General features: G+C 40.4%; 25 protein-coding genes. 23 read left to right on the top strand and 2 right to left on the bottom strand.

From position 1 onward, the window contains the following. Positions 1-11: 11 nt before the first annotated feature. Positions 12-791, top strand: a complete 780-nt coding sequence (locus tag MKY18_RS07280; protein WP_065097225.1) for a patatin-like phospholipase family protein — start codon at positions 12-14, stop codon at positions 789-791. 4 nt (positions 792-795) lie between these two features. Beyond that, positions 796-1,824 carry a SepM family pheromone-processing serine protease gene (locus MKY18_RS07285; RefSeq protein ID WP_065097226.1) on the top strand — a complete coding sequence of 343 codons (1,029 nt, stop codon included), beginning with the start codon at positions 796-798 and terminating at the stop codon, positions 1,822-1,824. A 37-nt stretch (positions 1,825-1,861) separates the two neighbouring features. Here the strand turns inward: MKY18_RS07285 and MKY18_RS07290 are convergent, their stop codons facing one another. Continuing rightward, positions 1,862-3,106 (bottom strand): nucleotidyltransferase, encoded by a 1,245-nt coding sequence (locus tag MKY18_RS07290; protein ID WP_065097414.1) that lies wholly within the window; start codon positions 3,104-3,106, stop codon positions 1,862-1,864. 206 nt (positions 3,107-3,312) lie between these two features. On the opposite strand from MKY18_RS07290, the gene MKY18_RS07295 reads away from it, so the two are divergent. The 3 genes from MKY18_RS07295 to gerR all read left to right on the top strand — a co-directional run bounded on the left by MKY18_RS07295 (position 3,313) and on the right by gerR (position 4,704). Next, on the top strand, positions 3,313-3,831 hold the full coding sequence (locus tag MKY18_RS07295) for a DUF177 domain-containing protein (protein ID WP_003210956.1): 519 nt from the start codon (positions 3,313-3,315) through the stop codon (positions 3,829-3,831). Between the two features lie 21 nt (positions 3,832-3,852). Continuing rightward, positions 3,853-4,026: a 50S ribosomal protein L32 gene (gene rpmF / locus MKY18_RS07300; protein WP_008354700.1), complete on the top strand. Its 174-nt coding sequence runs from the start codon at positions 3,853-3,855 to the stop codon at positions 4,024-4,026. A 138-nt stretch (positions 4,027-4,164) separates the two neighbouring features. Further along, positions 4,165-4,704: a sporulation-specific transcriptional regulator GerR gene (gene gerR, locus MKY18_RS07305; RefSeq protein WP_065097227.1), complete on the top strand. Its 540-nt coding sequence runs from the start codon at positions 4,165-4,167 to the stop codon at positions 4,702-4,704. A gap of 45 nt (positions 4,705-4,749) precedes the next feature. Here the strand turns inward: gerR and MKY18_RS07310 are convergent, their stop codons facing one another. Continuing rightward, positions 4,750-5,229 carry an N-acetyltransferase gene (locus MKY18_RS07310; RefSeq protein ID WP_003211702.1) on the bottom strand — a complete coding sequence of 160 codons (480 nt, stop codon included), beginning with the start codon at positions 5,227-5,229 and terminating at the stop codon, positions 4,750-4,752. A gap of 209 nt (positions 5,230-5,438) precedes the next feature. Between MKY18_RS07310 and MKY18_RS07315 the strand changes: the two genes are divergently transcribed. The 18 genes from MKY18_RS07315 (at position 5,439) to ftsA (ending at position 25,908) form a co-directional block, all read left to right on the top strand. Next, positions 5,439-6,338, top strand: coding sequence for a 2-dehydropantoate 2-reductase (locus tag MKY18_RS07315; protein ID WP_106067383.1), 900 nt, complete (start codon positions 5,439-5,441; stop codon positions 6,336-6,338). Positions 6,339-6,403: 65 nt separating this feature from the next. After that, positions 6,404-8,023 carry a bacillithiol biosynthesis cysteine-adding enzyme BshC gene (bshC, locus tag MKY18_RS07320; protein ID WP_065097229.1) on the top strand — a complete coding sequence of 540 codons (1,620 nt, stop codon included), beginning with the start codon at positions 6,404-6,406 and terminating at the stop codon, positions 8,021-8,023. Positions 8,024-8,151: 128 nt separating this feature from the next. Next, entirely contained in the window at positions 8,152-8,583 is a 432-nt protein-coding gene (gene mraZ / locus MKY18_RS07325) for a division/cell wall cluster transcriptional repressor MraZ (protein ID WP_003211163.1), read from the top strand. Positions 8,584-8,649: 66 nt separating this feature from the next. Next, positions 8,650-9,582 (top strand): 16S rRNA (cytosine(1402)-N(4))-methyltransferase RsmH, encoded by a 933-nt coding sequence (gene rsmH, locus MKY18_RS07330; RefSeq protein ID WP_003210993.1) that lies wholly within the window; start codon positions 8,650-8,652, stop codon positions 9,580-9,582. A gap of 37 nt (positions 9,583-9,619) precedes the next feature. After that, positions 9,620-9,967: a cell division protein FtsL gene (gene ftsL / locus MKY18_RS07335; protein WP_044141994.1), complete on the top strand. Its 348-nt coding sequence runs from the start codon at positions 9,620-9,622 to the stop codon at positions 9,965-9,967. A 7-nt stretch (positions 9,968-9,974) separates the two neighbouring features. Next, positions 9,975-12,125 carry a penicillin-binding protein gene (locus tag MKY18_RS07340; RefSeq protein WP_221450652.1) on the top strand — a complete coding sequence of 717 codons (2,151 nt, stop codon included), beginning with the start codon at positions 9,975-9,977 and terminating at the stop codon, positions 12,123-12,125. A 125-nt stretch (positions 12,126-12,250) separates the two neighbouring features. Further along, the gene (locus tag MKY18_RS07345; RefSeq protein ID WP_012009866.1) at positions 12,251-14,170 is read left to right on the top strand and encodes a stage V sporulation protein D; all 1,920 of its coding nucleotides are present in this window, start codon (positions 12,251-12,253) and stop codon (positions 14,168-14,170) included. Between the two features lie 212 nt (positions 14,171-14,382). Beyond that, positions 14,383-15,858 (top strand): UDP-N-acetylmuramoyl-L-alanyl-D-glutamate--2,6-diaminopimelate ligase, encoded by a 1,476-nt coding sequence (locus tag MKY18_RS07350; protein ID WP_185107335.1) that lies wholly within the window; start codon positions 14,383-14,385, stop codon positions 15,856-15,858. Between the two features lie 135 nt (positions 15,859-15,993). Then, on the top strand, positions 15,994-16,968 hold the full coding sequence (mraY, locus tag MKY18_RS07355; protein WP_003211854.1) for a phospho-N-acetylmuramoyl-pentapeptide-transferase: 975 nt from the start codon (positions 15,994-15,996) through the stop codon (positions 16,966-16,968). Beyond that, positions 16,969-18,324, top strand: a complete 1,356-nt coding sequence (murD, locus tag MKY18_RS07360) for a UDP-N-acetylmuramoyl-L-alanine--D-glutamate ligase (protein WP_106067386.1) — start codon at positions 16,969-16,971, stop codon at positions 18,322-18,324. A gap of 59 nt (positions 18,325-18,383) precedes the next feature. Then, a complete protein-coding gene (gene spoVE / locus MKY18_RS07365; protein ID WP_003212197.1) occupies positions 18,384-19,484 on the top strand; it encodes a stage V sporulation protein E in 1,101 nt (366 codons plus the stop codon). A gap of 197 nt (positions 19,485-19,681) precedes the next feature. Then, entirely contained in the window at positions 19,682-20,776 is a 1,095-nt protein-coding gene (murG, locus tag MKY18_RS07370) for an undecaprenyldiphospho-muramoylpentapeptide beta-N-acetylglucosaminyltransferase (protein WP_003212323.1), read from the top strand. Positions 20,777-20,807: 31 nt separating this feature from the next. Further along, on the top strand, positions 20,808-21,719 hold the full coding sequence (murB, locus tag MKY18_RS07375) for a UDP-N-acetylmuramate dehydrogenase (RefSeq protein WP_065097231.1): 912 nt from the start codon (positions 20,808-20,810) through the stop codon (positions 21,717-21,719). Between the two features lie 127 nt (positions 21,720-21,846). Continuing rightward, positions 21,847-22,626: a cell division protein FtsQ/DivIB gene (locus MKY18_RS07380; RefSeq protein WP_106067387.1), complete on the top strand. Its 780-nt coding sequence runs from the start codon at positions 21,847-21,849 to the stop codon at positions 22,624-22,626. After that, positions 22,623-23,312: a DUF881 domain-containing protein gene (locus tag MKY18_RS07385; RefSeq protein ID WP_003211621.1), complete on the top strand. Its 690-nt coding sequence runs from the start codon at positions 22,623-22,625 to the stop codon at positions 23,310-23,312. The genes MKY18_RS07380 and MKY18_RS07385 overlap by 4 nt, the downstream gene beginning before the upstream one ends. A gap of 20 nt (positions 23,313-23,332) precedes the next feature. Then, complete coding sequence (locus tag MKY18_RS07390) at positions 23,333-24,058, top strand: DUF881 domain-containing protein (protein WP_106067388.1); 726 nt, start codon at positions 23,333-23,335, stop codon at positions 24,056-24,058. After that, positions 24,058-24,426 carry a small basic family protein gene (locus MKY18_RS07395; RefSeq protein ID WP_003210988.1) on the top strand — a complete coding sequence of 123 codons (369 nt, stop codon included), beginning with the start codon at positions 24,058-24,060 and terminating at the stop codon, positions 24,424-24,426. Before MKY18_RS07390 ends, MKY18_RS07395 begins: the two co-directional genes overlap by 1 nt. 159 nt (positions 24,427-24,585) lie before the next feature. After that, positions 24,586-25,908 (top strand): cell division protein FtsA, encoded by a 1,323-nt coding sequence (gene ftsA / locus MKY18_RS07400; protein ID WP_044141988.1) that lies wholly within the window; start codon positions 24,586-24,588, stop codon positions 25,906-25,908. Position 25,909: the final 1 nt, after the last annotated feature.

Consider the following 25,909-nt stretch of genomic DNA (forward strand, 5'->3'; position numbering starts at 1 on the left):
GGTGGATTTTCATGAGGCGACCAGTCATCGGGCTTGCGTTAGGCTCTGGGGGTGCGAGGGGAATGGCACATATCGGAGTTTTATCTAGTCTTGAGAAACAAGGTATTCAGGTAGATATGATCGCTGGCAGCAGTATTGGCGCACTTGTTGGGAGTTTTTATGCAGCAGGACAAGACGTAGAAAAAATGAAAAAACTTGCACTTGTCTTCAGAAGAAAGTATTATGCTGACTATACACTGCCAAAAATCGGTCTTTTAAAAGGAAATCGAATTTTGCAGCTGATTCACACGTTTACATATGGGAAAAAATTCGAAGAATTAAGAATGCCCCTTGCAGTGGTTGCCTGTGACCTCGAGACAGGGGAAAAGGTCGTGTTTAAAAAAGGGTCTGTCTCACAAGCAGTCAGAGCAAGCATCAGCATTCCAGGCGTGTTTGTTCCTCATGAAATGGGTGGCAGACAGCTAGTGGATGGAGCGGTTGTGGACCGCATTCCTGTGTCTGTTTTAAAAGATATGGGCGCAGACCTCATTATCGCCTCTGATGTATCAAGGGTGAAAAAAACAGAAAAGGCGACGAGATTATCGGATGTGATTATGCAAAGTTTGGACATCCTTCAAAATGAATTGGTCCGTCATCAAACCGTTCACGCTGATGTCATGATCCGGCCGAAGCTTGAAACATTTAGCTCGAGTGCGTTCGCGCAGGTGCAGGAGATGATTGAAGCAGGTGAGCTTGCCGCAGATCAACTAACAGGTAAACTGAAAGATGTCATTGATAAATGGGAGTGTTAATCGAATGAAAAAATTAAATATTCGCTGGCTCAGCTTTTTTGTCGTTATCTTTGTATTATGTGGCTTAACCTTTGTCAAACTGCCATATTACGTGACAAAGCCGGGTGATGCAACCGAGATTGCTCCCCACATTCAAGTAGACGGCGGATATGGCGAGAAGGGCAGCTTCTCTCTTATGACAATTAAAGTAGGTCCAGCCAATCCGTATACGTATTTGCTTGCGAAAATGAATAAATATGACGAAATCGTCCCAGAAGAAAATATGAAAGCAGACGGGGAGTCGGATCAGGATTATATGAAAAGGCAGCTTCAGCTGATGAAAAGCTCTCAAGAAAATGCCATGATTGCAGCATATACAAAAGCAGGTAAAAAAGTAGATTATACGTTTAACGGCGTATATGCAAGCTACGTGATGAAAGGAATGCCTGCTTACGGCAAAATTGAAGTGGGCGACCGAATCAAAAGCGTTGATGGTAAGACCTATGATTCTGCTGATAAAATGGTTTCGTATATCAGCAGCAAAAAAGCAGGTACATCTGTCCGTTTTGTCCTTGAACGAAATGGCAAAGACATGACGGAGAAAGTGACGTTAAAACCATTTAAAGAAGAGCCGAATCGAGTTGGAATTGGCGTATCATTATTTACAGACCGAAATGTGAAAGTCTCACCTTCTATTAAGGTGGATATTGAAAATATCGGCGGACCGTCAGCGGGTCTTATGATGTCACTTGAAATTTATAACCAGCTGACAAAAGAAGACGAAACACATGGCTATGCGATTGCAGGAACGGGAACAATTGACGCCGATGGAACGGTCGGTCCAATTGGCGGAATCGATCAAAAGGTCGTGGCGGCAGATAAAGCCGGAAAAGATATATTCTTTGCACCGAATGATAAAGGTGATCCAAATTCAGACTATCGAAATGCTGTCAAAACAGCGAAAGATATTAAAAGTAATATGAAAATTGTGCCTGTAGATACAATGCAAGATGCGCTGAACTATTTAAACAAATTAAAAGAGAAAGCATCTTAAACAAAAAGAGCAGCCTTACGCAAGGCTGCTCTTTTTGCTAAGACTGGAAGAGACCAGTCTCTTCATCATATCGGATCGGTGAGGTTTTAAATTCCGCTTCCGTTAAGTTCGTTTGCATCGGCTCACTAACGGGCAGGCTGAAGACGCGGGATGCGCGAATATCAAGATCAAGTGCGGGATGTGAAAAGGCAGACAGTTTACTAACGAGCGGCACGTCCAATTCTTTTTTCACAAGAGATAAGTATTGCTGCCCTTTCTTTGACATACCAAGTAAACGAATATAAGGCGCTTTTTTCTCTTTCAGCAGCTCATGCATGGCACTCTTTTTCACCCTCATTAAGAGATGTGTGTTCATCCGTTGCAACCTTGTCCACGTATAGCGTTTTGTTTTCACAAGTGATAGATATTCCTCGTAGGAGGACGCATGTGTAATCGCCTTTTGCATGCGGTGTTCGATGCCTTCTTCGATTTCATAGATGCCTTCTAGTTCTGCCGTATCCATTGTGTGAAAGACGTGTTTTAAGAAGCTAAAGTAGGCTTCTTGTGTATGTAGAAGACCATATGAAGAATGATAGTCATGTAATTGCTTGAGCGTAGCTTCTGGGAGATAAGGGGCGACTGTTTCAAATGTACCATGATCTTTTAACGCTTTTCGTATGCTTGTTGCGCTTGCGATTTTCTGATTTTCAGGTAGTTCTTCATCATGATAACCAGATGAAATCCTTTGAGAGGTAAAGGGCTGTATGTGAGGGGATCTCTCCAAGATGGCTTTGACATAATGGAAACCTAAAATGTTATTGGGCAGAGACAGATCCAGTAAGTGCTTAGGATCAATCACCTCTTGAAACGCAGCAGCAGCAGCAGCTGGATAACTAAGGCCCTCTTTTACTTTTACTTTTGTGAAAAGGTCAATTTCTTCTTTTTTCTCATGCCAAGCACGAGCCGTTCGCTCAAATGCTTTGATGTCACCATCCTCGCTGCCGAAAAAAAGGGAGTGGCATTTTAAAGCATCTAGAATCGCCACAGCACCGTTTGCAAAGGTTTCTGCCTTTTGCACTGCGTATATGTATGGAAGCTCACACACAATGTCTACACCGTTTTGCAGTGCCATTTTTGTCCGCGCCCATTTTGAGACGATGGCAGGCTCACCGCGCTGGAGGAAGGAACCGCTCATGACGGCAATGGCAACATCTGAGGAGGTATGTGTTTTCGCCTGACGAACATGATAGGCATGTCCATAATGAAATGGATTATACTCGACAACGACTCCTGTTGCTTTCAATAGATGTTCCGCCTTTCTTGCTATGGTTAAATGGTCTATGCTACAGTAGCATAAGGGAAAAATGAAGCCCATTTTTTTCAGTGTAGGCATTCCGAGAACTGATGTCAAACAACGCTCTGACATCACAAAGGACTGTAAAGAAAAAATATTGACAAATAACATGATGAAAGCTATAATCATGTTTGTTGCTCTTAGAGGTGATACAATTGAAATGGACAGTTTATCAGTTACATCAAAAAGCTAAAAACAGCTTCGATTTTCATGAGACGGTTGACTTAAATGAACTTACTAGCCTTCATTCAGATATACGTCGCATTTCACCGGTAGAGGTGAAAGGGACTGGAGTGATCGAATCAAAGCAAGTCGCATTTGATTTAACCATCACAGGTGAAATGACATTGCCTTGTTCAAGAACGCTTGTTGATGTAAATTATCCATTTGCGATTTCAACGAAAGAACTATTTGTACTTCATAAGACAGACGACATAGAAGATGAAGACGTTTCTATTGTAGAAGACGACATCATCGACTTAACGCCTTTAGTCAAGGAAGAAATTCTTCTTGAAGTGCCGATGCAAATCTTTTGCGACCAAACGGACGTAAAAGGTGCTGCACCACAAGAAGGGAATGACTGGGCGGTCATTTCGGAAGATGCACATCAAAACCGAATTGATCCGCGTCTGGAAGGCTTGAAGAAGCTCTTAGAAGAAAATAATGAATCTTAACTCTTTAAGGAGGTGGGAATAATGGCTGTACCTTTTAGAAGAACTTCTAAAATGAAAAAAAGATTGCGTCGTACGCATTTCAAACTACAAGTACCTGGTATGGTAGCTTGCCCAGAATGCGGTGAAATGAAAATTTCTCATCGTGTCTGCAAATCTTGCGGAACATACAAAGGCAAAGACGTAAAAAGCAACTAATGCTTGATAAAAAAACGTGAGGGAATCTTCCCTTGCGTTTTTTTATTTGTCTATTTTTTAGGTTTCTCCCCTGCAAATAGTCTATCTACTCTAGTAGGCGCATATGATGTGGTATTCAGATTCAGGGGGGATGATCAATTGACAATTACAAGGCAGGACGCATGGACACAAGATGAAGATTTACTTTTAGCAGAAGTCGTCTTAAGGCACATTCGAGATGGAGGGACGCAGCTTTCCGCATTTGAGGAGGTCGGGAAAGCATTGTCAAGAACAGCGGCAGCATGTGGTTTCAGGTGGAACTCATACGTTAGAAAACAATATCAGGCAGGCATAGAGCTGGCAAAAAAACAGCGGAAAGAATTGCGTAAAAAAATAGGTATTCATTCCTCTGGTTTACCACAGCATGCGTTAACCATAGAAGAGAAGACTTCTTCAAATCAGGCTGAATTGACCCTTCGAGAAGTGATTCAGTTTTTAGAGCAGCTTGAAAAAGAACCTGATGGACCTGCTCATTTACGCGAAGAACTGGCAGATGCACAGCATCAATTGAAGTCACTTACAGAAGAAAATGAACACTTAAAGCGGCAATTAAAAATGACAGAAGAAGATTACCGGGCACTCATAAGTATTGTTGAAAGAGTCAAACAGAATATTAGCTTAAAAGAATATGCTAAATAAAGAGACGCCCCTCAAGAGAAAGGAGGGGCGTTTTGTGATCAGCCTTTAAGCGGACTCACCTGTATTTTTTTGAATATGTGCGGGCTCCCAGATGAGTGGATTTTCACCCTTATCGCGCTCCATATCATATTTGACTGCTTCAAAGCCCATTTTATCCCAAAAACCGGCAGATTTGACGCGTGGATTGGTCCGAATTGGCAATCCGAACGATTTAGCGAATTCAACAAGTGCTTCGCCGTACCCTTTGCGCTGATACCCAGGAAGCACTTCCAGCTTCCACAGCTCTAAATAATCATGGTTGTGGTTAAAATACGTTGTCGTTGAGCCGTCCACTTGATAAAGGCTCATACGTGCCACTAGTTTATCTCCAAAATAAATCCCATAAAATGGAGAGTTGCTGTCATTTTCAATCATATTGCTTTCAAGGTCTTCGAGCATGGATAGCTCTTGTATGCCGTATTCCTTAAATTGTTTAAATTCCTCTAAAGTTTTGTAATTAATTAGAAGTCGTTTTACTTGTGCCATATGATCTTCCCCCTTACACACATAATGTCGACAGTGATGTCATTGAAGGCGTTTTCATCCCATCCGCCTCAAAAAGTTTTTACACTTATTATTATAGTTTTTAAATTAAAAAAATTCAATCATAGCGCGTCATCTGCTTTTTGCATCACGACATGAACCTGTTAAAATAGTTGATATCATGAAGTAAACGAAAAAGGGATGTGCGGCAGTTGAACATTGGAATCATTGGCGGCGGTGCGATTGGTCTGCTCTGTGCTAGTTATTTAACGCAGCATCATGACGTCACAGTCTTTACAAGAAGAAACGAACAGGCAGAAGAGATTCGAGCAGTAGGCATAGAGCGAACAGTAAAAGGAGAAACACGCCAGGCGGCTGTTCATGCACAGACAGGAATAACAGGAGAATTTGATTTGCTCATCGTGACAGTGAAATATCATCATTTGCAAGATGTGCTTGGTGAACTATCGACATTACCTCCTCATCGTATCTTATTCTTACAGAACGGAATGGCTCACTTATTAGATTTGGAGAATTGGGAAACGGGACATTCATTATACATAGGTGTGGTAGAGCACGGAGCTATGAAGATATCAGATCATGCAGTGAACCATACAGGTATCGGTGTCATCAAGTGGGGGGCATTTCAGCATGAAGAAGCAGTTGATATAAAAAAAGCATTGAATGAGACATCATCTCATTTTCAGATGATCTATACGGATGAATGGAAAAAGGTGCTGGAGGAAAAACTGCTTGTCAATGTCTGTATTAATCCGCTCACGGCTTTGTTGCATGTGAGAAACGGGGAATTGATCGCAAACCCCTCATATGAATACATGATGAAGTGTGCATTTGAAGAAGCAGTTTCCATCTTGGGCTTACCTGAAAAAGAGCGGCTCTGGTCTTATGTAGTCTCTGTTTGTGAGAAAACAGCTGAGAATCAGTCGTCTATGCTTCAAGATATAGTGAAAGGCCGCGAAACCGAAAGAAAAGCCATCCTTGGCTATCTTTTAAAAAAGGCTCAAGCTCACGGCGTTGCGGCGCCACATCTCACTTTCTTTGATCGAAGCTTGGAAGTATTGGAAAAAAAGCAAACAAAATCTTTTGAGTGAGCTCATTTACATGCTATACTTTTTTCGGGAAACTAACTATTTATTGAAGAAAGGAAGTTCTAAACATGCAATTGACTGAACTTTCCATCCGAAGTCAGAATTTATTCATACGTGATTATATAGAAGAAAAAAAAGAGATGACGACTTTTTTTGATTATGATATACATTCTGAACACACATGGAAAAAGAGATACGACGATCTCATGGAAATGAGCTTCCCGCGCGAGGCTTTAGCGGATTATATGAGCGCGTACCATGCAAAGTTTGAATCGAAAGCGATGCGCCAGAACATTGAAAAGATCCGTGATGAACGGAGTGTCATGGTGGTCGGAGGACAGCAGGCTGGTCTATTAACAGGACCGCTTTATACCATACATAAAATCATATCCATCATTCAGTTTGCAAAAGAAAAAGAAACAGAGCTTGGCGTCCCAGTGATTCCGGTCTTTTGGGTAGCCGGTGAGGATCATGACGTAGATGAAATTAATTTTGTGTACACATCTGGCGAAAAGGGGCCAGTGAAACAAAAGCTGTCATTACATAACGTCAAAAAAGCGGCTGCGAAAAGAATCCCGCTTGATCAAGAAAAAACTGAGAAATGGCTCCGTGATGTGTTTTCAACGTATGAAGAATCTGCTTACACCAATGACTTGCTTGAACAGCTTCTTCGATGTTTACGCAAATCACAAACGTTTACTGATTTCTTTGAATGGATTGTATGTGACCTCTTTGAAGAAGATGGACTGCTTTTATTTAATTCAGGTGACTTAGGTGTCAAACCGCTTGAGCGTTCGTTATTCAAGCACATTGTCGAGACAAATGATGCGGTTACTGCTCGCTTAAATGAATCGCAGGCTGCTATGAAACGAGCAGGATATCAGCCAATTATTGAAGCTGGTGACAATCAGGCGAATCTGTTTTACGAATATGATGAGGAACGTTTCTTGATTGAAAAAGAGAACGGCCGGTTTTCTATATCAGAAGTGGGGCTTACGTGGACGAAGGAAGAGCTTTTGCAGGAAGTCGAGGAGCACCCAGAACGGTTTAGCAACAATGTGGTGACGCGTCCCTTGATGCAGGAAACCCTTCTCCCGGCACTTGCCTTTATGGCAGGACACGGTGAGGTTAACTATTGGGGAGAGCTGAAAGGAATCTTTGAGCATTTTAAATTAAAGATGGCGCCTGTTCTGCCGAGACTGCATGTGACCATTCTTGAAAGGCACATCGACAAGAAACTGCCAGTTAGAGAACTGTCGGTAGAAGAAGTGCTGACAAATGGAGTAAAAGAAAAGAAAGAAGCGCACTTTCAGCAAAGTCTTCCAGACAGCTTTGTTCAAGCGGTTCAACACGCCAAACGAGAATTAGCAAATGCTCATGGTGTGATGAGACAAGAAGCACTGGAGATTGAACCAAACTTCGAGCAGCTGCTAGATAAAAATGCCAAATTTATTGAAGACCAGCTTCAATTTGTGTATCAAAAGGTGGCGCAGCGTGTGGAGGAGAAGGAAGGATACATTCTTCGGGACTTTGAACGGATTGAAAATAGTTTAAAACCACTAGATGCCCCGCAGGAAAGAATTTGGAATATCATGTACTTTTTAAACAAATATGGTCCAGAATTCTTCAAAACATTCAAAAATATGCCATTTTCATTTCAAAACAAGCAACAAATTGTCAAACTTTGAAATAAAGTTTTAATGAACCCTGACTAGTTCAGGGTTTTTTTTTATGTAGAAACAGTGTAGAATAAGTTTTGTGGAGAGAAGTGGTGGATAGTGGAGAGTAAGGGTGAGAAAGTGGGGCTCTGATTATCATGTTCATGGGTGAATACCAACATACGATTGATACAAAAGGGCGCATGATCATCCCTGCTAAATTTAGAGACGGTCTCGGAGAACAGTTTGTGCTGACGAGAGGGCTTGATCAATGTTTATTTGGCTACCCTATGAGTGAGTGGAAACTAATCGAAGAGAAACTCAAAGCACTACCGCTAACGAAAAAAGATGCACGTGCGTTTACCCGGTTCTTCTTCTCTGGCGCAGTCGAATGCGATCTGGACAAGCAGGGGCGTATTAACATCGCATCAAACCTACTCCAATATGCAAAACTCGAAAAAGAATGTGTGGTCATCGGCGTTTCAAATCGAATTGAGTTGTGGAGTAAGTCGATCTGGGAACAATATACAGAAGAGCAAGAAGATTCTTTTGCTGAAATTGCTGAAAACATGATTGGATTTGATATATAATAATCCCTTGTGCAGCAAGCTTTCTACACATTCATTTCTATTTGAAAAAGGTGGGACCATAACATCATGTTTCAACATGAGACAGTATTATTAAAAGAAACAGTTGACGGTTTAAACGTAAAAGAAGACGGTACATATGTGGACTGCACGCTAGGCGGAGCAGGTCATAGCTCATATTTACTATCTCAATTATCAGAAAAAGGAACATTGATTGGATTTGACCAAGACGATGCTGCACTGGATCATGCACGAGAGAAGCTCGCGGATTCTAAAGCGAACATTCTTTTCATAAAAAGCAACTTCCGATATTTAAAAGAACGTCTGAATGAACAAGGTATTACAAGCGTAGACGGTGTGATTTTTGACCTTGGGGTATCATCTCCTCAGCTCGACACACCAGAGAGAGGCTTTAGTTATCACCATGATGCACCTCTTGACATGCGAATGGATCAATCAGCCGCATTGTCGGCAAAAAAAGTGGTGAATGAATGGCCATTTGAAGATCTAGTTCGGATTTTCTACAAATATGGGGAAGAAAAGTTCAGCAAGCAAATCGCACGCAAAATTGAAGAAGCAAGAAAAAAAGCGCCAATTGAAACAACGGGTGAGCTTGTCGACATTATCAAAGAAGGAATTCCGGCACCTGCAAGACGAACTGGCGGACATCCAGCGAAAAGAGTGTTTCAAGCGATCCGAATTGCCGTAAATGATGAATTGAAAGTATTTGAAGAAGCACTAGAACAAGCAATAGAGTTACTCAATCCGAAGGGGAGAATTTCTGTCATTACATTCCATTCACTTGAAGACCGGATTTGTAAAAGTACATTTAGAGAAATGTCTTCTCTTCCAGAACTTCCGCACGGACTACCAGTGATTCCAGAAGGACTTGAACCAAAGCTGAAGCTGATCACGAGAAAACCGATCGTTGCATCAGAACAAGAGCTGGAACATAACAACCGTGCCCGTTCAGCGAAGCTCCGAATTGCAGAAAAAAAGTAAAACGACACCATAGATGATGATAAAAAGGAGGTTTCTTATGAGTAATTTGGCTTATCAAAGAGAAGTGAAGCAACATCAAACAGAGCAGCAAGGCCAATCGGTTGTCATTAAAAGAAGAGGTTCTATCACACTTGGTGAAAAAATCTTACTTGTCATGTTTGTCATGGCTCTTATGTGCAGCTCGATTCTCATCATTTCTAAAGCCTTTGCTGTCTATCACGCCAATATCGAAGTGCAGAAGCTAGAACAGCAAGTATCTTTAGAATCGAAGAAGATCACTGAGCTACAAAAGGAAAAAGATTTGCTGAGTGAACCAGAAAGAATCATTGATGCTGCGAAAAAAGCAGGCTTAACTATTTCGAAAGATGTTAAGAAGGTCGATTAACATGGCGATGCCTAAAAAGAATAAAATGATGAACAGAGGCGCGGCAATTGCAAGTATTTGCTTCGCCCTGTTTTTCTTTATCATCCTAGCACGTTTTATCTATATTCAAATTACAGGAACAGTTGATGGACAAGTATTAGCTGCCAAGGCAAATGAACAATATCAATCGAAGAAAACACTTGAAGCCAAAAGAGGATCTATTTTAGACCGGAATGGGAATGTGATTGCTGAGGATACATCTGTGTATAAGCTCATTGCGGTCATGAGCAAGAAAATGACAGTGGACCCTAAGCATCCAATGCATGTCGTCGATAAAGAAAAGACAGCAAAAGAGCTCTCGAAAGTCATCGATATGAGTGAAAGCGAAATTTTAAAGCGTCTCAATACAAAAGATGCATTCCAAGTGGAGTTTGGTAAAGCGGGGAAGGATATTAGTTTTTCAACGAAGGAAAAAATTGAAAAGCTAAAGCTTCCAGGTGTTGCTTTTGAAAAAGACACGAAGCGATATTATCCAAACGGCATGTTTGCTTCTAACCTAATCGGTTATGCCAGATTAAATGAGGCGACAAAGGACATGTCAGGTGCAATGGGACTTGAGAAGGCACTGAACAAATTTTTAAAAGAAAAAGACGGCTATGTGACATATAACAGTGACAGAAGCGGATGGGCATTGCCGAATAGTAAAGAAGACATTGTCGCCCCGAAAGACGGGAAAAATGTCACGCTGACCATCGATCAGAAAATTCAAGCGTTTCTTGAAGAAAGTATGACGCAGGTTGCCAAAAAGTATAAGCCGAAGAAAATCATTGCCACAGTCGTTGATCCGAAAACTGGGAAGGTTCTCGCGATGGGGCAGCGACCAAGCTTTAATTTAAATGAACTAGACATTACGAATTATAACAATGATGTGATTTCATATGCGTTTGAACCAGGTTCAACGATGAAGATCTTTACCCTCGCTGCGGCGATCCAAGAAGGGGTCTACCAAAGCAGTGAAAAATATCAATCTGGTACTTATAAAGTAGGTGGCGGCCTTGTGCGAGACCACAACAACGGAAATGGCTGGGGGAAAATTGACTTTCATCAAGGAGTTCTTCGCTCGTCAAATGTGGCCTTTGCAAAGCTGGCAAAAGAAAAACTAGGCTTCACACGATACGAACAATATTTGCAGAAATTCCATTTCTATGACAAAACGGGGGTTGACTTGCCGAACGAAGCGTCTAGTAAAATCAATTTTAGATATGAATATGACAAAGCATCGACAGCTTATGGTCAAGCATCAGCCATCACACCGATTCAACAAATCGAAGCAGCCACTGCGATAGCAAACGGCGGAACAATGATGAAGCCATATGTCATTGACCATATTACAGACCCGAACACAAACAAAACGATTTTGCAGCACGAACCAACAGCAGCAGGAAAACCGATTTCATCTGATACAGCGAAGCAAGTTCGTGATATTTTAGGTGAGGTTGTTTCCTCGAAAATCGGAACAGGTCAGCCTTATCAAATCAAAGGCTTCGACGTTGCTGGAAAAACAGGAACGGGACAAATTGGCGGTGCCGGCGGTTACCTCCAAGGAAGAAACGATTACGTCTTTTCATTTATGGGAATGGCGCCAAAAGATGATCCGAAGCTACTTGTTTATGTGGCTGTTCAGCAGCCGCAGCTGTCTGATACAGAAACAGGGTCTGCTCCGGTTTCTCAAATTTTTAACCCTGTCATGAAAAATAGTTTGCTATATTTAAATATTGCACCAACAAAAACAGACGATAAAAAATCAGGCGAACAAAAAGTGAAACAAGAAACGATGCCTTCATTCCTGGATTTAGAAGTGAAGCAGGCAGAAACAGAAGTCAAAAATAAACACTTAACACCTGTTGTCATCGGCGACGGTCTGTCCATTAAACGCCAGTGGCCGAGTGCGGGCTCTGAATTCTCTGAAAGCCAGAAAGTGTTCTTGAAAACAGCAGGGAAAACCATTAAGATGCCTGATATGACAGGCTGGTCCAGAAGAGAAGTCCTTCAATATGCTTCGATTGCCGGTGTGCATATAGAAACAAATGGACAAGGATATGCTGTGAAACAAAGTGTCAAAAGTGGAGCGGAGATTTCAGACAAAGTCGTCACTGTGACATTTAAAAGCCCAAATTAACTGTAAACCTAGCAAATCACTTGCTAGGTTTTTTCTTTTGCTCCAGCAGAATATCACGGTGCGTTCTACAAAAGGACGGGCCTGCATATGATGAAAACAAGCCATATGTAAGGAGTGAACCGGGCGTGCGAGTGTCGAGTGTAACCGTGAGAAAACGATTGCTTTTCGTGCTACTGTTTGGGGTGATCATTTTTTTCATCATAGATACTAGATTAGGATATGTGCAGTTTATTATGGGTGAGAAGCTGACAAGCTTAGCAAAAGATTCGTGGAGCCGAAACCTTCCATTCGAACCGGAACGAGGAGATATTTTGGACCGGAATGGGGTAGAGCTTGCGACGAACAAAAGTGCTCCATCTATTTTGGTCGTCCCTCGGCAAATTAAAGACCCTGCCGAAACAAGCAAGAAATTGGCAGCTGTGCTGAATATGTCTGAAGAGAAAGCGTACAAGCACGTCACGAAGAAAACATCAATTGAACGAATTTCTCCTGAGGGCAGAAAGGTATCTCATGAAAAAGCAAAAGAAGTAAGAGAGCTTGATTTAGAAGGCGTGTATGTAGCAGAAGACAGCATCAGACATTATCCGTTTGGCAGCTTTCTTTCACATGTACTGGGCTTTGCTGGAATCGATAATCAAGGCTTACTTGGACTTGAAGCCTACTATGACGATGACCTAAAAGGCGAAAAAGGGTCTGTGAAGTTTTATTCCGATGCAAAAGGGCAGAAAATGCCAGATGAAGCAGACGATTATACTCCGCCTAAAGATGGTCTTGATATGAAATTAACAGTCGATGCAAAAGTACAAACCATCATAGAACGGGAATTAGACAACGCGCAGGCAAAGTATAATCCAGATGGTATGATCGCGATTGCGATGAATCCGAAAAATGGTGAAGTGCTAGGGATGTCAAGTAGACCAGATTTTGATCCAGCTGACTATCAATCAGTTGACTCAAAAGTGTTTAACCGAAATCTTCCGGTGTGGAGCACATATGAGCCGGGTTCGACATTTAAAATTATTACACTTGCAGCAGCATTAGAAGAGAAGAAAGTGAATTTAAAACGCGATTCATTTTTTGACAGCGGATCTGTGACAGTTGATGGTGCAAGACTCAGGTGCTGGAAAAAAGGCGGGCACGGATCACAGTCATTCTTGGAAGTAGTTCAAAATTCCTGTAACCCCGGCTTTGTAGAGCTAGGAGATCGTCTTGGTAAAGAAAAATTATTTTCTTATATCAAAAATTTCGGATTTGGCCAAAAAACCGGAATTGACCTTCAAGGAGAAGGGCGGGGAATTTTGTTCCCGCTTGATCGTGTAGGTCCTGTAGAGCAGGCGACCACGGCCTTTGGTCAAGGTGTATCTGTTACGCCAATTCAGCAAGTAGCTGCAGTAGCAGCTGCAGTAAATGGTGGGACACTTTACACACCTTATATTGCAAAAGAATGGATAGATCCAATCACAAAAGAGGTCGTGAAAAAGCAATCACCGATTGCCAAAAAGAAAGTGATTTCAGCAGAGACATCTAAAGAAATCAGGTATGCACTTGAAAGTGTAGTCGCTCAAGGAACTGGCCGAAATGCATTTGTTGAAGGGTATCGGGTCGGCGGAAAAACAGGAACAGCACAGAAGGTAAAGGACGGAAAGTATATGGAGAATAACCACATTGTGTCGTTTATCGGATTTGCGCCTGCAGATGACCCAAGTATCGTAGTCTATGTAGCTGTGGATAACCCAAAAGGCACCATTCAATTTGGTGGTACCGTTGCCGCACCAATTGTTGGTCATATTATGCGGGATAGCCTGCCTGAGATGGGTGTGAAAAAAAGAAAAGGACAAATTGAAAAGAAGTATCAGTGGCTGGACACAAAAACCATTGAAGTACCGAATCTTGTAGGAGGATCTGTTTCAGATCTTGAATCCCTCTTGATCAACCTAAAGATCGATGCCTCAGGAACTGGCAGTAAAGTAGTGAAGCAATCACCTGCTGCTGGGACAAAGGTCAAAGAAGGCTCCACGATCAGATTATACTTAAACGATGAATAATAAAGAATGAACAGAGGGTAGCCGCACTCATTTGGCTGCCTCTTTTTGTTGAAAGAGAAGGACAGTTTGAAAAAAAGAGTCCAAAGTGTGTTTTTTCCAACAGAAACTTAAGGAATACGCTGGATGTATCCTTTTTTTTACGATAAAATATAGACTGTGTGTTTTTTTCACAAGACATGCACGTGAACGAATTTGAGAGGTTTGATATGAAAATGAAATTACAAGAACTGCTTACATACTTTAAAAGTGAAAACAACGAATTGATAAACGAAAATCCTGATATCACTTCCATTGAGATGGATTCAAGAAAGGTGAAAGAGGGAAGCCTTTTTGTCTGTATAAAAGGCTATACAGTAGATGGACACGATTATGCTGAAAAAGCGGTGAAAAGCGGGGCTGCAGCCATTGTAGCAGAACACCCTCTTAACATAACAGAGGTACCAGTCATTATTGTGAAACACTCTCAAAGAGCACTTGCAAGAATAGCTGATGCGTTTTATGAACAGCCCACTCATAAGCTGAATCTCATCGGGATCACAGGCACAAACGGAAAAACCTCAACAACACACATGATCGAACAAATGATGAGAAAAGCCGAGAAGAAAACAGGCTTAATCGGTACGATGTATATGAAGGTGAATGATGACATTCTCGACGTGAAAAACACCACACCTGAAAGTGTCACACTTCAAAAAACGTTTAAACAGATGCTTGATCAAGATGTAGACACAGCCATCATGGAAGTATCATCGCATGCCCTCCATCTTGGCAGGGTGCATGGATGTGACTATGATATTGCTGTTTTCACAAATCTTTCGCAGGACCATCTTGACTACCACAACACAATGGAAGAATATAAACATGCGAAAAGCTTACTGTTTTCTCAGCTCGGAAGTGCCTTTCATCATAATAAACCGAAGCATGCGATTTTAAATGCAGATGATGAGGCTTCGAGTTATTTTGAAAAAGTCACAGCTGCTGAAATCATGACGTATGCCCTAGAGCGAAAAGCAGATGTCATGGCAAAAAATATTCAAATCATGCCAAAGGGAACTCAATTTGATTTGGTCACTCCAATCGGCACCAAGAAAGTGACGGTTGCTCTCGTCGGAAAGTTCAATGTGTATAATATCCTCGCAGCTGTATCAGTTGGGATCGTATCTGGTTTAACATTTGAGACGATCGTGAGTGCGATTGAAGAGCTGGAAGGAGTCAAGGGCAGATTTGAACTTGTAAACTGCGATCAAGATTTCCCTGTCATCGTCGATTACGCACATACACCTGATAGTTTAGAAAATGTCCTCACAACATGTAGAGAATTAACAGAGGGCAAAATTTTCTGTGTAATTGGCTGCGGCGGCGACCGTGATAAAACAAAGCGTCCTCAAATGGCTCAAATCGCTGTGAAATATGCAGATGAACCTGTATTTACATCAGACAACCCAAGAAGCGAAGATCCTTCAGCCATTTTAAAAGATATGGAACACGGGGTGCCAGACGCATATTATCATAGCTTTGTGAATCGAAAACAAGCGATCTTCTTTGCCATTGCCAATGCGAAAAAAGGCGATACAGTCTTAATAGCGGGTAAAGGCCATGAGACCTATCAAATTATTGGTGATCAAGTCTATGACTTTGATGATGCAAAGGTTGCTATTGACGCTATTTTAGATCTAAACAAATCTTAAAATGATGAAAAGAGTGTAATGAAATGAAGCATTTTGTACAAAAACAACATACGAAGAACGCGAATGAATACCATAATAATGAATGCAATTTTCTGATGGAAAACGGCTTTGGAAATTCGGAAGGAGTAAAGAACGATGCTTGAACAGGTGATATTGTTTACAATCATAATGGGATTTTTAATCAGTGTTCTTTTATCCCCGATTTTTATACCGTTTTTAAGAAGACTAAAATTTGGTCAAAGTATTAGAGAAGAGGGCCCGCAGTCCCACCAAAAGAAATCTGGGACGCCGACAATGGGCGGCATCATGATTATCTTTTCTATCACTATTACAACAATTGTGATGATCAACAAATTTTCTGAGATTAGTCCAGAAATGTTTTTACTGTTATTTGTCACACTTGGTTACGGCCTATTAGGGTTTTTAGATGATTATATTAAAGTAGCGATGAAACGAAATCTTGGATTAACATCGAAACAGAAATTAATCGGTCAAATTGTGATCGCTGTGATCTTTTATGCAGTTTTCCATTATTATCAGTTTGCAACAACGATTCGCATTCCAGGAACAGACGTCAGCTTTGATTTAGGATGGGCTTACTTTATCCTTGTTGTTTTCATGCTTGTCGGAGGTTCTAATGCTGTGAACTTAACGGATGGACTGGATGGTCTCTTATCTGGAACCGCTGCTATTGCTTTCGGAGCATTTGCTATACTGGCTTGGAATCAATCCCAGTATGATGTAGCGATCTTTTCAGTAGCTGTTGCAGGAGCCGTCCTTGGCTTCCTTGTGTTTAACGCACATCCTGCAAAAGTATTTATGGGGGATACAGGTTCTCTAGCATTAGGCGGAGCCATTGTAGCAATTGCGATTTTAACGAAGCTTGAAATTTTACTTGTCATTATTGGTGGAGTATTTGTTGTTGAGACGTTATCCGTTATTCTTCAAGTCATCTCCTTTAAAACAACCGGCAAAAGAATCTTTAAGATGAGTCCGCTTCACCACCACTATGAGTTAGTTGGCTGGTCAGAGTGGAGAGTAGTTGTCACCTTCTGGACAGCTGGTTTATTACTTGCTGTTTTAGGAATTTACATCGAGGTGTGGTTATAATTGAATAAGATGCAAATGTTAAAAAACGAACATGTACTAGTATTAGGTCTTGCTAAAAGCGGATATGCGGCAGCTTCAATTCTTCATGAACATGGAGTAAATGTGACGGTAAATGATCAAAAACCGTTTGAAGAAAATAAACCTGCTCAGCTACTTTCTGAAAAGGGGATTGATGTCATTTGTGGCAGTCATCCTCTTCGTATATTCGAAGATAAAGACATTACAATTTTAATTAAAAATCCAGGAATTCCATATGAAAATGTGATGGTTCAAGAAGCGCTTCGCCGCCAAATTCCAGTTTGGACGGAAATAGAATTAGCGTATCATTTAACCTCATCTCCTTTTATTGGGATTACTGGATCGAATGGAAAAACCACTACCACGACATTGATTTATGAAATGCTGAAAAAAGACAGCCAAAAAACATTAGTGGCGGGTAATATTGGAACAGTTGCCAGTGAAGTCGCTGCAAATGCAGCTGGCGATGAGTGGATCGTAACGGAACTGTCTTCTTTTCAGTTAATGGGAACAGTTGAATTTAGACCTAAAATCAGCTTAATATTAAATATTTTTGATGCACATTTAGACTATCACCATACTCGTGAAGAATATGAAAAAGCAAAGCAGAAAGTATTCGCACATCAACATGAAGATGACATTGCTGTAATTAACCTAGATGATCCTTCCGTTGTAAAACTAGCAGAAGGTTTAAAAGCAAAAAAAGTGTTTTTCTCAGTGAAAGAGCCAGTAGAACATGGTGCGTTTATTCAAAATGGTGCAATTTACTACATGAATGAACATATCATTGATGTAAAGGATGTTGTCCTTCCTGGTGAGCATAACCAGGAAAACATTCTGGCAGCTATTTGTGTTGTAAAAAATGCAGGCTGCTCAAATGAAGCAATCGTTCACGTTCTCACGACATTTGGTGGAGTGAAGCATCGTCTGCAATTTGTAGATACAATTCAGAGTCGGAAATTTTATAACGATAGTAAAGCAACCAATATTTTGGCAACAAGTAAAGCATTGTCAGCCTTCGAACAACCAACTATTTTATTAGCAGGTGGACTTGATCGAGGCAATGAATTTGATGAGTTGAAACCTTTTATGAAACATGTAAAAGGAATTATCACATTTGGTGAGACTGCACCCAAGTTTGTGAAGCTTGGTGAAGAGCTTGGAATACATCACGTAAAACATGTCGATAATGTTGAACAAGCAGTACATGCGGCGTTTAACATATCTGAAGAAGAAGACGTGATTTTATTATCTCCGGCTTGTGCAAGCTGGGATCAACATAAAACATTTGAAGAACGTGGAGACATGTTTGTAAACGCCGTGCATATGCTTAAATAAGGGCTTGTCTCTCATATGACTGACAGCCCAAATGAAATTATGCTTGGGGTGTCGGTCTCTTGACGAATAAGAAAACTTCTCCGGATTTTTTGCTTGTTGTCATTACGTTACTTTTATTGACGATTGGTTTAATTATGGTGTACAGCGCTAGTGCTGTGTGGGCATCGTATAAATTTGATGATTCGTTTTATTTTGCAAAAAGACAGCTTTTGTTTGCCGGAATCGGAGTTATCGCAATGTTTTTCATTATGCGAGTCGATTATTGGACGTGGCGGACTTGGTCAAAGATATTGATTGCTGTTTGTTTTCTCCTTTTGCTGCTTGTACTTATTCCTGGCATTGGTATGGAGAGAAATGGATCAAGAAGCTGGATCGGTGTCGGTGCGTTTAGTATTCAGCCCTCTGAATTTATGAAGCTTGCGATGATTGCGTTTCTTGCAAAATTCTTATCTGAAAAACAAAAAAATATCACATCCTTTCGCAAAGGTTTTGCCCCAGCTTTAGGCATTGTATTTTCTGCATTTGCCATCATCATGCTTCAGCCGGATCTGGGAACAGGAACGGTGATGGTTGGAACCTGTATTATTATGATATTTGTTTCAGGTGCGAGAATTGCTCACTTTATATTTCTCGGTCTTATAGGGCTCAGCGGGTTTGCTGCACTTGTCTTATCAGCACCCTACCGAATAAAACGAATTACATCTTATTTAAACCCTTGGGAAGATCCACTAGGCAGTGGGTTTCAAATTATTCAGTCCTTATACGCTGTTGGTCCAGGTGGTCTGTTCGGAATGGGACTTGGTCAAAGTAGACAAAAATTCTTCTATTTACCTGAGCCCCAAACGGACTTCATCTTTGCGATATTGTCTGAAGAGCTTGGCTTTATAGGGGGATCACTCATTTTACTCCTCTTTAGTGTACTATTATGGAGAGGCATACGAATAGCACTTGGAGCCCCAGACTTATATGGGAGTTTCCTAGCAGTTGGTATTATTTCAATGGTTGCCATTCAAGTAATGATTAACATCGCAGTTGTCACTGGACTTATTCCTGTGACAGGTATCACGCTCCCATTCCTTAGTTATGGCGGCTCATCATTGACATTAATGCTGATGGCGATTGGCGTACTTCTGAATGTCAGCAGGTACGCAAGATATTAGCGTGCTGAAGCTAATGAAACCATGTTGACGTTTATTTTGCAAAAGTATAAAAAAATGATTTGAAGAGTGAAAATGACAGTTTTTGTTTCGAAAACGTGTATTTTGACTCTTCTTTACAGGTTTTAACGGAGCCCTGTTGTTTAAAACAGGGTTTATACTTTGTTCAGAGCAGAAAAAAAATGAGGGGAAATGGTATAATGCGTATAGTAATCAGTGGGGGCGGAACAGGCGGACATATTTATCCGGCCTTAGCCTTTATTAAAGAAGTGAAGAGACTGCATCCTGATGTGGAATTTTTATATATCGGTACTGAAAATGGACTTGAAAAGAAAATTGTAGAAAGAGAAAATATCCCTTTCAAGGCGATAGAAATTTCAGGTTTTAAACGAAAGCTTTCCTTTGATAACGTCAAAACGGTGATGAGATTTTTGAAAGGCGTTCAAAAAAGCAAATCTTACTTAAAAGAATTCAAGCCTGATGCGGTTATTGGAACAGGCGGTTATGTGTGTGGTCCTGTGGTTTATGCGGCTTCTAAGCTGAAGATCCCGACTATTATACACGAACAAAACAGCCTGCCTGGTATTACAAATAAGTTCCTAGCGAGATATGTTAATAGGGTAGCCATATGCTTTGATGAAGCAAAGGCACATTTTCCTTCTGAAAAGGTTGTATTTACGGGAAACCCTAGAGCCTCTGAAGTCGTCTCTATAAAAGAGGGGAAATCTCTTAAAGAATTCGGGCTCGATGAAAAGAAAAAAACGGTTCTTATTTTCGGCGGGAGTCGAGGTGCTGCTCCTATCAATAGAGCAGTGATCGAAATGCAAGATGATTTAAAGGCTAAAAACTACCAGCTTTTATATATCACAGGTGAGGTTCATTATGAAAAAGTGTTGAATGAACTAAAGGAAAAAGGTGCAGCACCTAACATGATCACAAAACCTTTCTTGCATCAAATGCCAGAGTACCTGAAATCGATCGATGTGATTGTTGCAAGAGCAGGAGCTACAACAATTGCTGAAGTAACGGCTCTTGGAATCCCAACCATTTTTATTCCGAGCCCATACGTGACGGCAAATCATCAGGAAATCAATGCAAGATCACTTGAAAAACATGATGCTGCGATTGTTTTAAGAGAATCAGAGCTTTCAGGGGATCGTTTGCTACATGCCATTGATGAAATTGCTGGTAATGAAGAAAAACTCAACCAAATGAGCCGTTTAACGAAAGAACTCGGAGTACCAGATGCGGCTACACGTTTATATAATGTGTTAAAAGAAATAACGACTACATGATGGAATGATATTAGGTAAGGCGGAGGGTAATATGGAGAACTTGAAGAATGAATTATTAGAAGCGCAAGTTGGTAAAGTACTTGAAAATGAGCCGCTTGCGAATCATACAACAATGAAAATAGGCGGACCAGCAGATCTTTTGATCATCCCAAAAGATATCGATGCAGTGAAAACGATCATGGATCATGTGAAAAAACACCATACAAATTGGACGGTCATTGGAAGAGGATCGAATTTACTTGTCCTTGATAAAGGAATTCGAGGAGTTGTCCTAAAGCTAGGTGCTGGACTGGATCACCTAACTGTAAATGATGAAGAAATTACAGTCGGCGGCGGCTACTCTGTCGTAAGGCTCGCGACATCACTTAGTAAACAGGGTCTTTCAGGACTGGAATTCGCAGCTGGTATTCCGGGATCTATTGGCGGCGCTGTTTATATGAACGCAGGTGCACATGGATCTGATATCAGTAAGATTCTTGTGAAAGCCAGAATCTTATTTGAAGATGGAAGCATCGAGTGGCTCACAAATGAACAAATGAATTTTAGCTATCGAACGTCAGTCCTACAAAAGGAACGACCTGGCATTGTTCTAGAAGCTGTGTTTAAGCTCAAGCAGGATGACCGCGAGAAAATCACAAAGAAGATGCAGCAAAATAAAGATTATCGTAAAGAAACCCAGCCTTATAATCGGCCATGTGCTGGCAGTATTTTTCGAAATCCGCTGCCTGAATATGCAGGACAGCTTGTAGAAAAAGCGAATTTAAAAGGATACCAAATCGGCGGAGCTAGAATTTCTGATATGCACGGCAACTTTATTGTCAACGCTGGTGGAGCCAATGCTCAAGACGTGTTGGACTTAATTCAGTTCATCCAAAAGAAAATTAAAGAAGACTACAACGTAGAGATGCATACAGAAGTAGAAATTATCGGTGAAGAAAATTAACAGGTAGTTTTTATGAATGATGACATCAGAGGAAAACAAACGGCATGAAAGAATGCCGTTTGTTTTCTCATCAAAATGATGACCCAAAGATGTGGACAAGCAGCTTTGAATGAGGTGAAGAGTATATATGCGGCCTGATCATGAAAATGAAAAGATCGTCAATATAGAAGAGCGAATTCCTAAAATTAAAGAACAAAGGAAGCAAAAAGCGAATCGGAGACTGATCTCTTTTATACTACTGTTTTTTATCATGGTTTTAATTATTATTTATTTGCAGACACCTATCAGCAAAATTTCTTCTTTAACCATCACAGGTAATGAGTATGTCTCAACAAAACAGCTTGTTAAACTTTCACAAATTAAAGAAGGCGAAACAGAGTTTTGGAATTTAAATAAAGATTTAACAGCAGATCATATTAAACAAAATAAACTGATTAAAAGTGTCAGTATCAAAAAGCATTTCCCAAATAAAGTGAGTATTGCTGTCAAAGAATATGCAAATATTGCGTATCTTCAAAAGGGAAATCTATATTATGAGCTTCTTGAAAATGGGACCGCTTTACCAGAAGAAGTGACACCGAGTCATGCAGGACCTATTTTTGTCGATTGGGACAATAAGGAGAAGCTGAAGCAAACTGTTAAATCTTTAAATCAACTGCCAGCCTCTATTCAGGAACTCATCTCAGAAGTATATTATGTGCCAACAAATTCAAACAATTGGCTAGTTAAATTTTATATGAATGACGGAAACACTGTGATTGCATCAATTAAAACGTTCGGTGATAAAATGAAAACCTATCCAGCCATTGTAAAAGAACTTTCATCATCTGAAAAAGGCACAATCCATATGGAAGTCGCTACGTATTTCGAAGCGTTTAAATCTAAGAAAAAGGAAGATGAGCGTTGAGAGGCAAAACAGTTATATTCTCGATTGTCATGCTTGTTCTTGGTTTTCTGATTTCTTTTTCATACCAATATACAAAGCAGCATCAGGCAGATGTCATTCGAACAGAGCAATGGAAAAAAGAATACTCTCTGAAAAGTCAGCTCACAACGCAAGAAAAGGCAAATCAGAAACTCGAAAAAGAATTATATAGTCTTCAATCAAAGGTACAAGCAACAGAGTCCAATTTGAAAAATGAAAAAGAGCAGTATTTTAATGTGCTGGAAGATGTTGAGAAATATAGAATGTTTACAGGAGAGATCGGTGTAAAAGGAAAAGGGGTAAAAGTGTCTCTTGAAGATGCATCTTATATCCCGAGTGGACAAAATGTTAATAATTACATTGTGCATGAGAGCCACATTTTTCATGTGATAAACGAACTATTTATATCAGGGGCTTCTGCTGTATCTATTAATGGGCAAAGAATCACACACCAATCATACATACATTGTAACGGTCCAGTTGTCACAGTAGATGGTGTTCAGCATCCAGCACCATTTGTCATATCTGCTATTGGTGATCCTGCTGTGTTAATACCTGCTTTAAATATTGCAGGGGGAGTGGTCGATCAGCTGACAAGTGATCACATTTCAATGACGATCGAGAAAACGGATATTCGTATGAACCCTCTTTTAAGAAACAAAGATTAAAAGTGAAAAGGTGAGTGGTGTTGAGGAAAAAGAAGCCTTTACTTAGTTTAACAGCTTTAATGATCATATTTGGCATCATGGTTTCCATCCAATTCAATTCCTTACAAAAGCCCAAAGTTCGTGATACTCGTGATGTGTGGGAACTGAGAGAGGATTTATCTGCATCTAAAAGTAAGGAATTGGATTTGCTCAAAGAAATTGATAAATACGACGAGATGCTAAAAAAATATGGTCATCAAGGAGATCGATCAAAAGAAGCACAATTAACAAAAACGTTAAAGGATTTAAAAGAAAAGGCTGGTTTTACAGAAGTGGAAGGGGAGGGGATTGAAATTGAAATATCTCAGCTTTTTTCCAAGGACCTTACTGGAGAAGAAGTGAAAAATATCCCACCTGATCTTCTGAAAAAGTTAATTAATGAAGCCAATATGTTTGGGGCAAAACATATTTCCATCAATGATCGCCGTGTCATTAATACAAGTGTGATTCGAGATATTAATGGCACGACAAAAATGGATGGCTACAGCTTAGATAGTGATGAAGTCACCATTAAAATGATTAGTGAGCAGGCCGACAAATTATACAGCCGTTTAAATGTATCAGATATTAGTGATTTGTTTGCTCAGGAAAACTTCAGCTTGAGTATGAGCCAGCCGAAGAAAAAAATCCACTTAAAAGCATATGACGGTGCAATTCAAGTAAACGAATTGAAGCCTCTTGACGATGTAAAGGAGGAAAAATCTTAATGTGGCTTCCTGTACTTGGCTTAATCATAGGAGTTGCGATCGGTTTCTTAACTAATTTTACGATACCGAATGAGTATTCTAATTATCTTTCCCTCGCTGTACTTGCTGCACTTGATACATTGATTGGTGGAATCCGGGCACATCTGCAAGGGGCATACGATGAACTAGTGTTTGTATCAGGCTTCTTCTTTAATATTATACTGGCAATAAGTTTAGCTTTTCTGGGCGTCCATCTTGGTGTAGACTTGTACTTAGTCGGAATGTTTGCATTCGGCGTTAGATTGTTTCAAAATATAGCAGTGATTAGAAGAATTCTCCTAACAAAATGGACAATTTCTAGAGAAAAAAAGAAAAAAAGTGAGTCATAAAAAAGGATATACATATGATGTAACGAATATTTTTAGTAATCCTAATAAAAAATGTTGATTTTTTAAGTTTTGTTACACACTTGTAAAAACACATTCATTGTATTGTTGTTCAGCAAATAATAGAATAGAAAGTATTGAAATGTGAGGAGGTGCCATAGAATGAACAACAATGAAATTTACGTCAGCCTTGACATCGGTACATCCAATATAAAAGTCATCGTCGGAGAAATGGCGGATGATTCGCTTAACATTATAGGTGTTGGAAATGTCCCTTCAGAGGGGTTAAAAAAAGGATCGATTGTTGATATAGATGAGACAGTTCATTCTATTAGACAAGCATTTGAACAGGCTGAGAGAATGGTAGGTTTTCCTTTACAAAAGGCGATTGTCGGAATTAACGGAAACCATATTCATATTCAGAATACGAGCGGCGTAGTCGCAGTATCTAGTGAAAACAAAGAAATACATGCTGAAGATGTGAGACGTGTCTTAGATGCTGCACAAGTAGTATCTATTCCTCAAGAACATCTCGTCGTAGACGTAATTCCGAGACAATTTATCGTCGACGGAAGAGATGAAATCACAGATCCGAAAAAAATGCTTGGTGTTCGGCTAGAAGTGGAAGGATCGTTAATTACAGGTTCTAAAACGATTCTACATAACTGGCTCCGATGTGTAGAAAGAGCTGGAATTGAAATAATGGATATATGCTTGCAGCCACTCGCATCGGGCTCGGCAGCATTATCGAAAGATGAAAAAAATCTTGGGGTAGCTCTTGTCGATATTGGCGGCGGATCTACAACGATTTCCGTATTTGAAAACGGGCATCTCTATTCTACTCACAGTATCCCTTTGGGCGGAGAGAACATAACAAAAGATTTGTCTATAGGACTTAGAACTTCCACTGAAGAAGCTGAACGAATCAAAAAACAATTTGGTCATGCGTTTTATGATGAGGCATCGACGGAGGAGACATTTGAAGTTTCTGTAATCGGTACCGATCAAAAACAAACGTATACACAGCTTGATGCAGCCAACATTATTGAAGCGCGGCTGGAAGAAATCTTGCTCTTTGTGGCGGAGGAATTAAGAAATATGGATGTGCATGATTTGCCTGGTGGATTCGTTCTAACAGGTGGACAAGCAGCTATTCCAGGTATCCTTTCTCTTGCACAAACGGTCTTGCAAAACAATGTTAGGATTGCAAGTCCGAATTATATCGGGGTGAGAGAGCCTCAATATATGACAGGAGTGGGTCTGATCCACTTTGCTTATCGCAATGCAAAGATTCAGGGCAGACAGGTTGGATTCCAAATGCCAGATGAGGCGTTTCATGAAGTAGGCGCATCCATGGAGCCGGTTTCTTCTGCACCACAAGTGAAAGAAGCGCAGCCAAGACCGAAAGTAAAACAAAAAGCACAACAAGAGACAAATAAAAAACCGGGCAAAATGAAAAAACTATTTAATATGTTCTGGGAATAGA

The organism is Bacillus sp. FSL R7-0672 (genome assembly GCF_038601465.1).
Lineage (GTDB): Bacteria > Bacillota > Bacilli > Bacillales > Bacillaceae > Bacillus > Bacillus pumilus.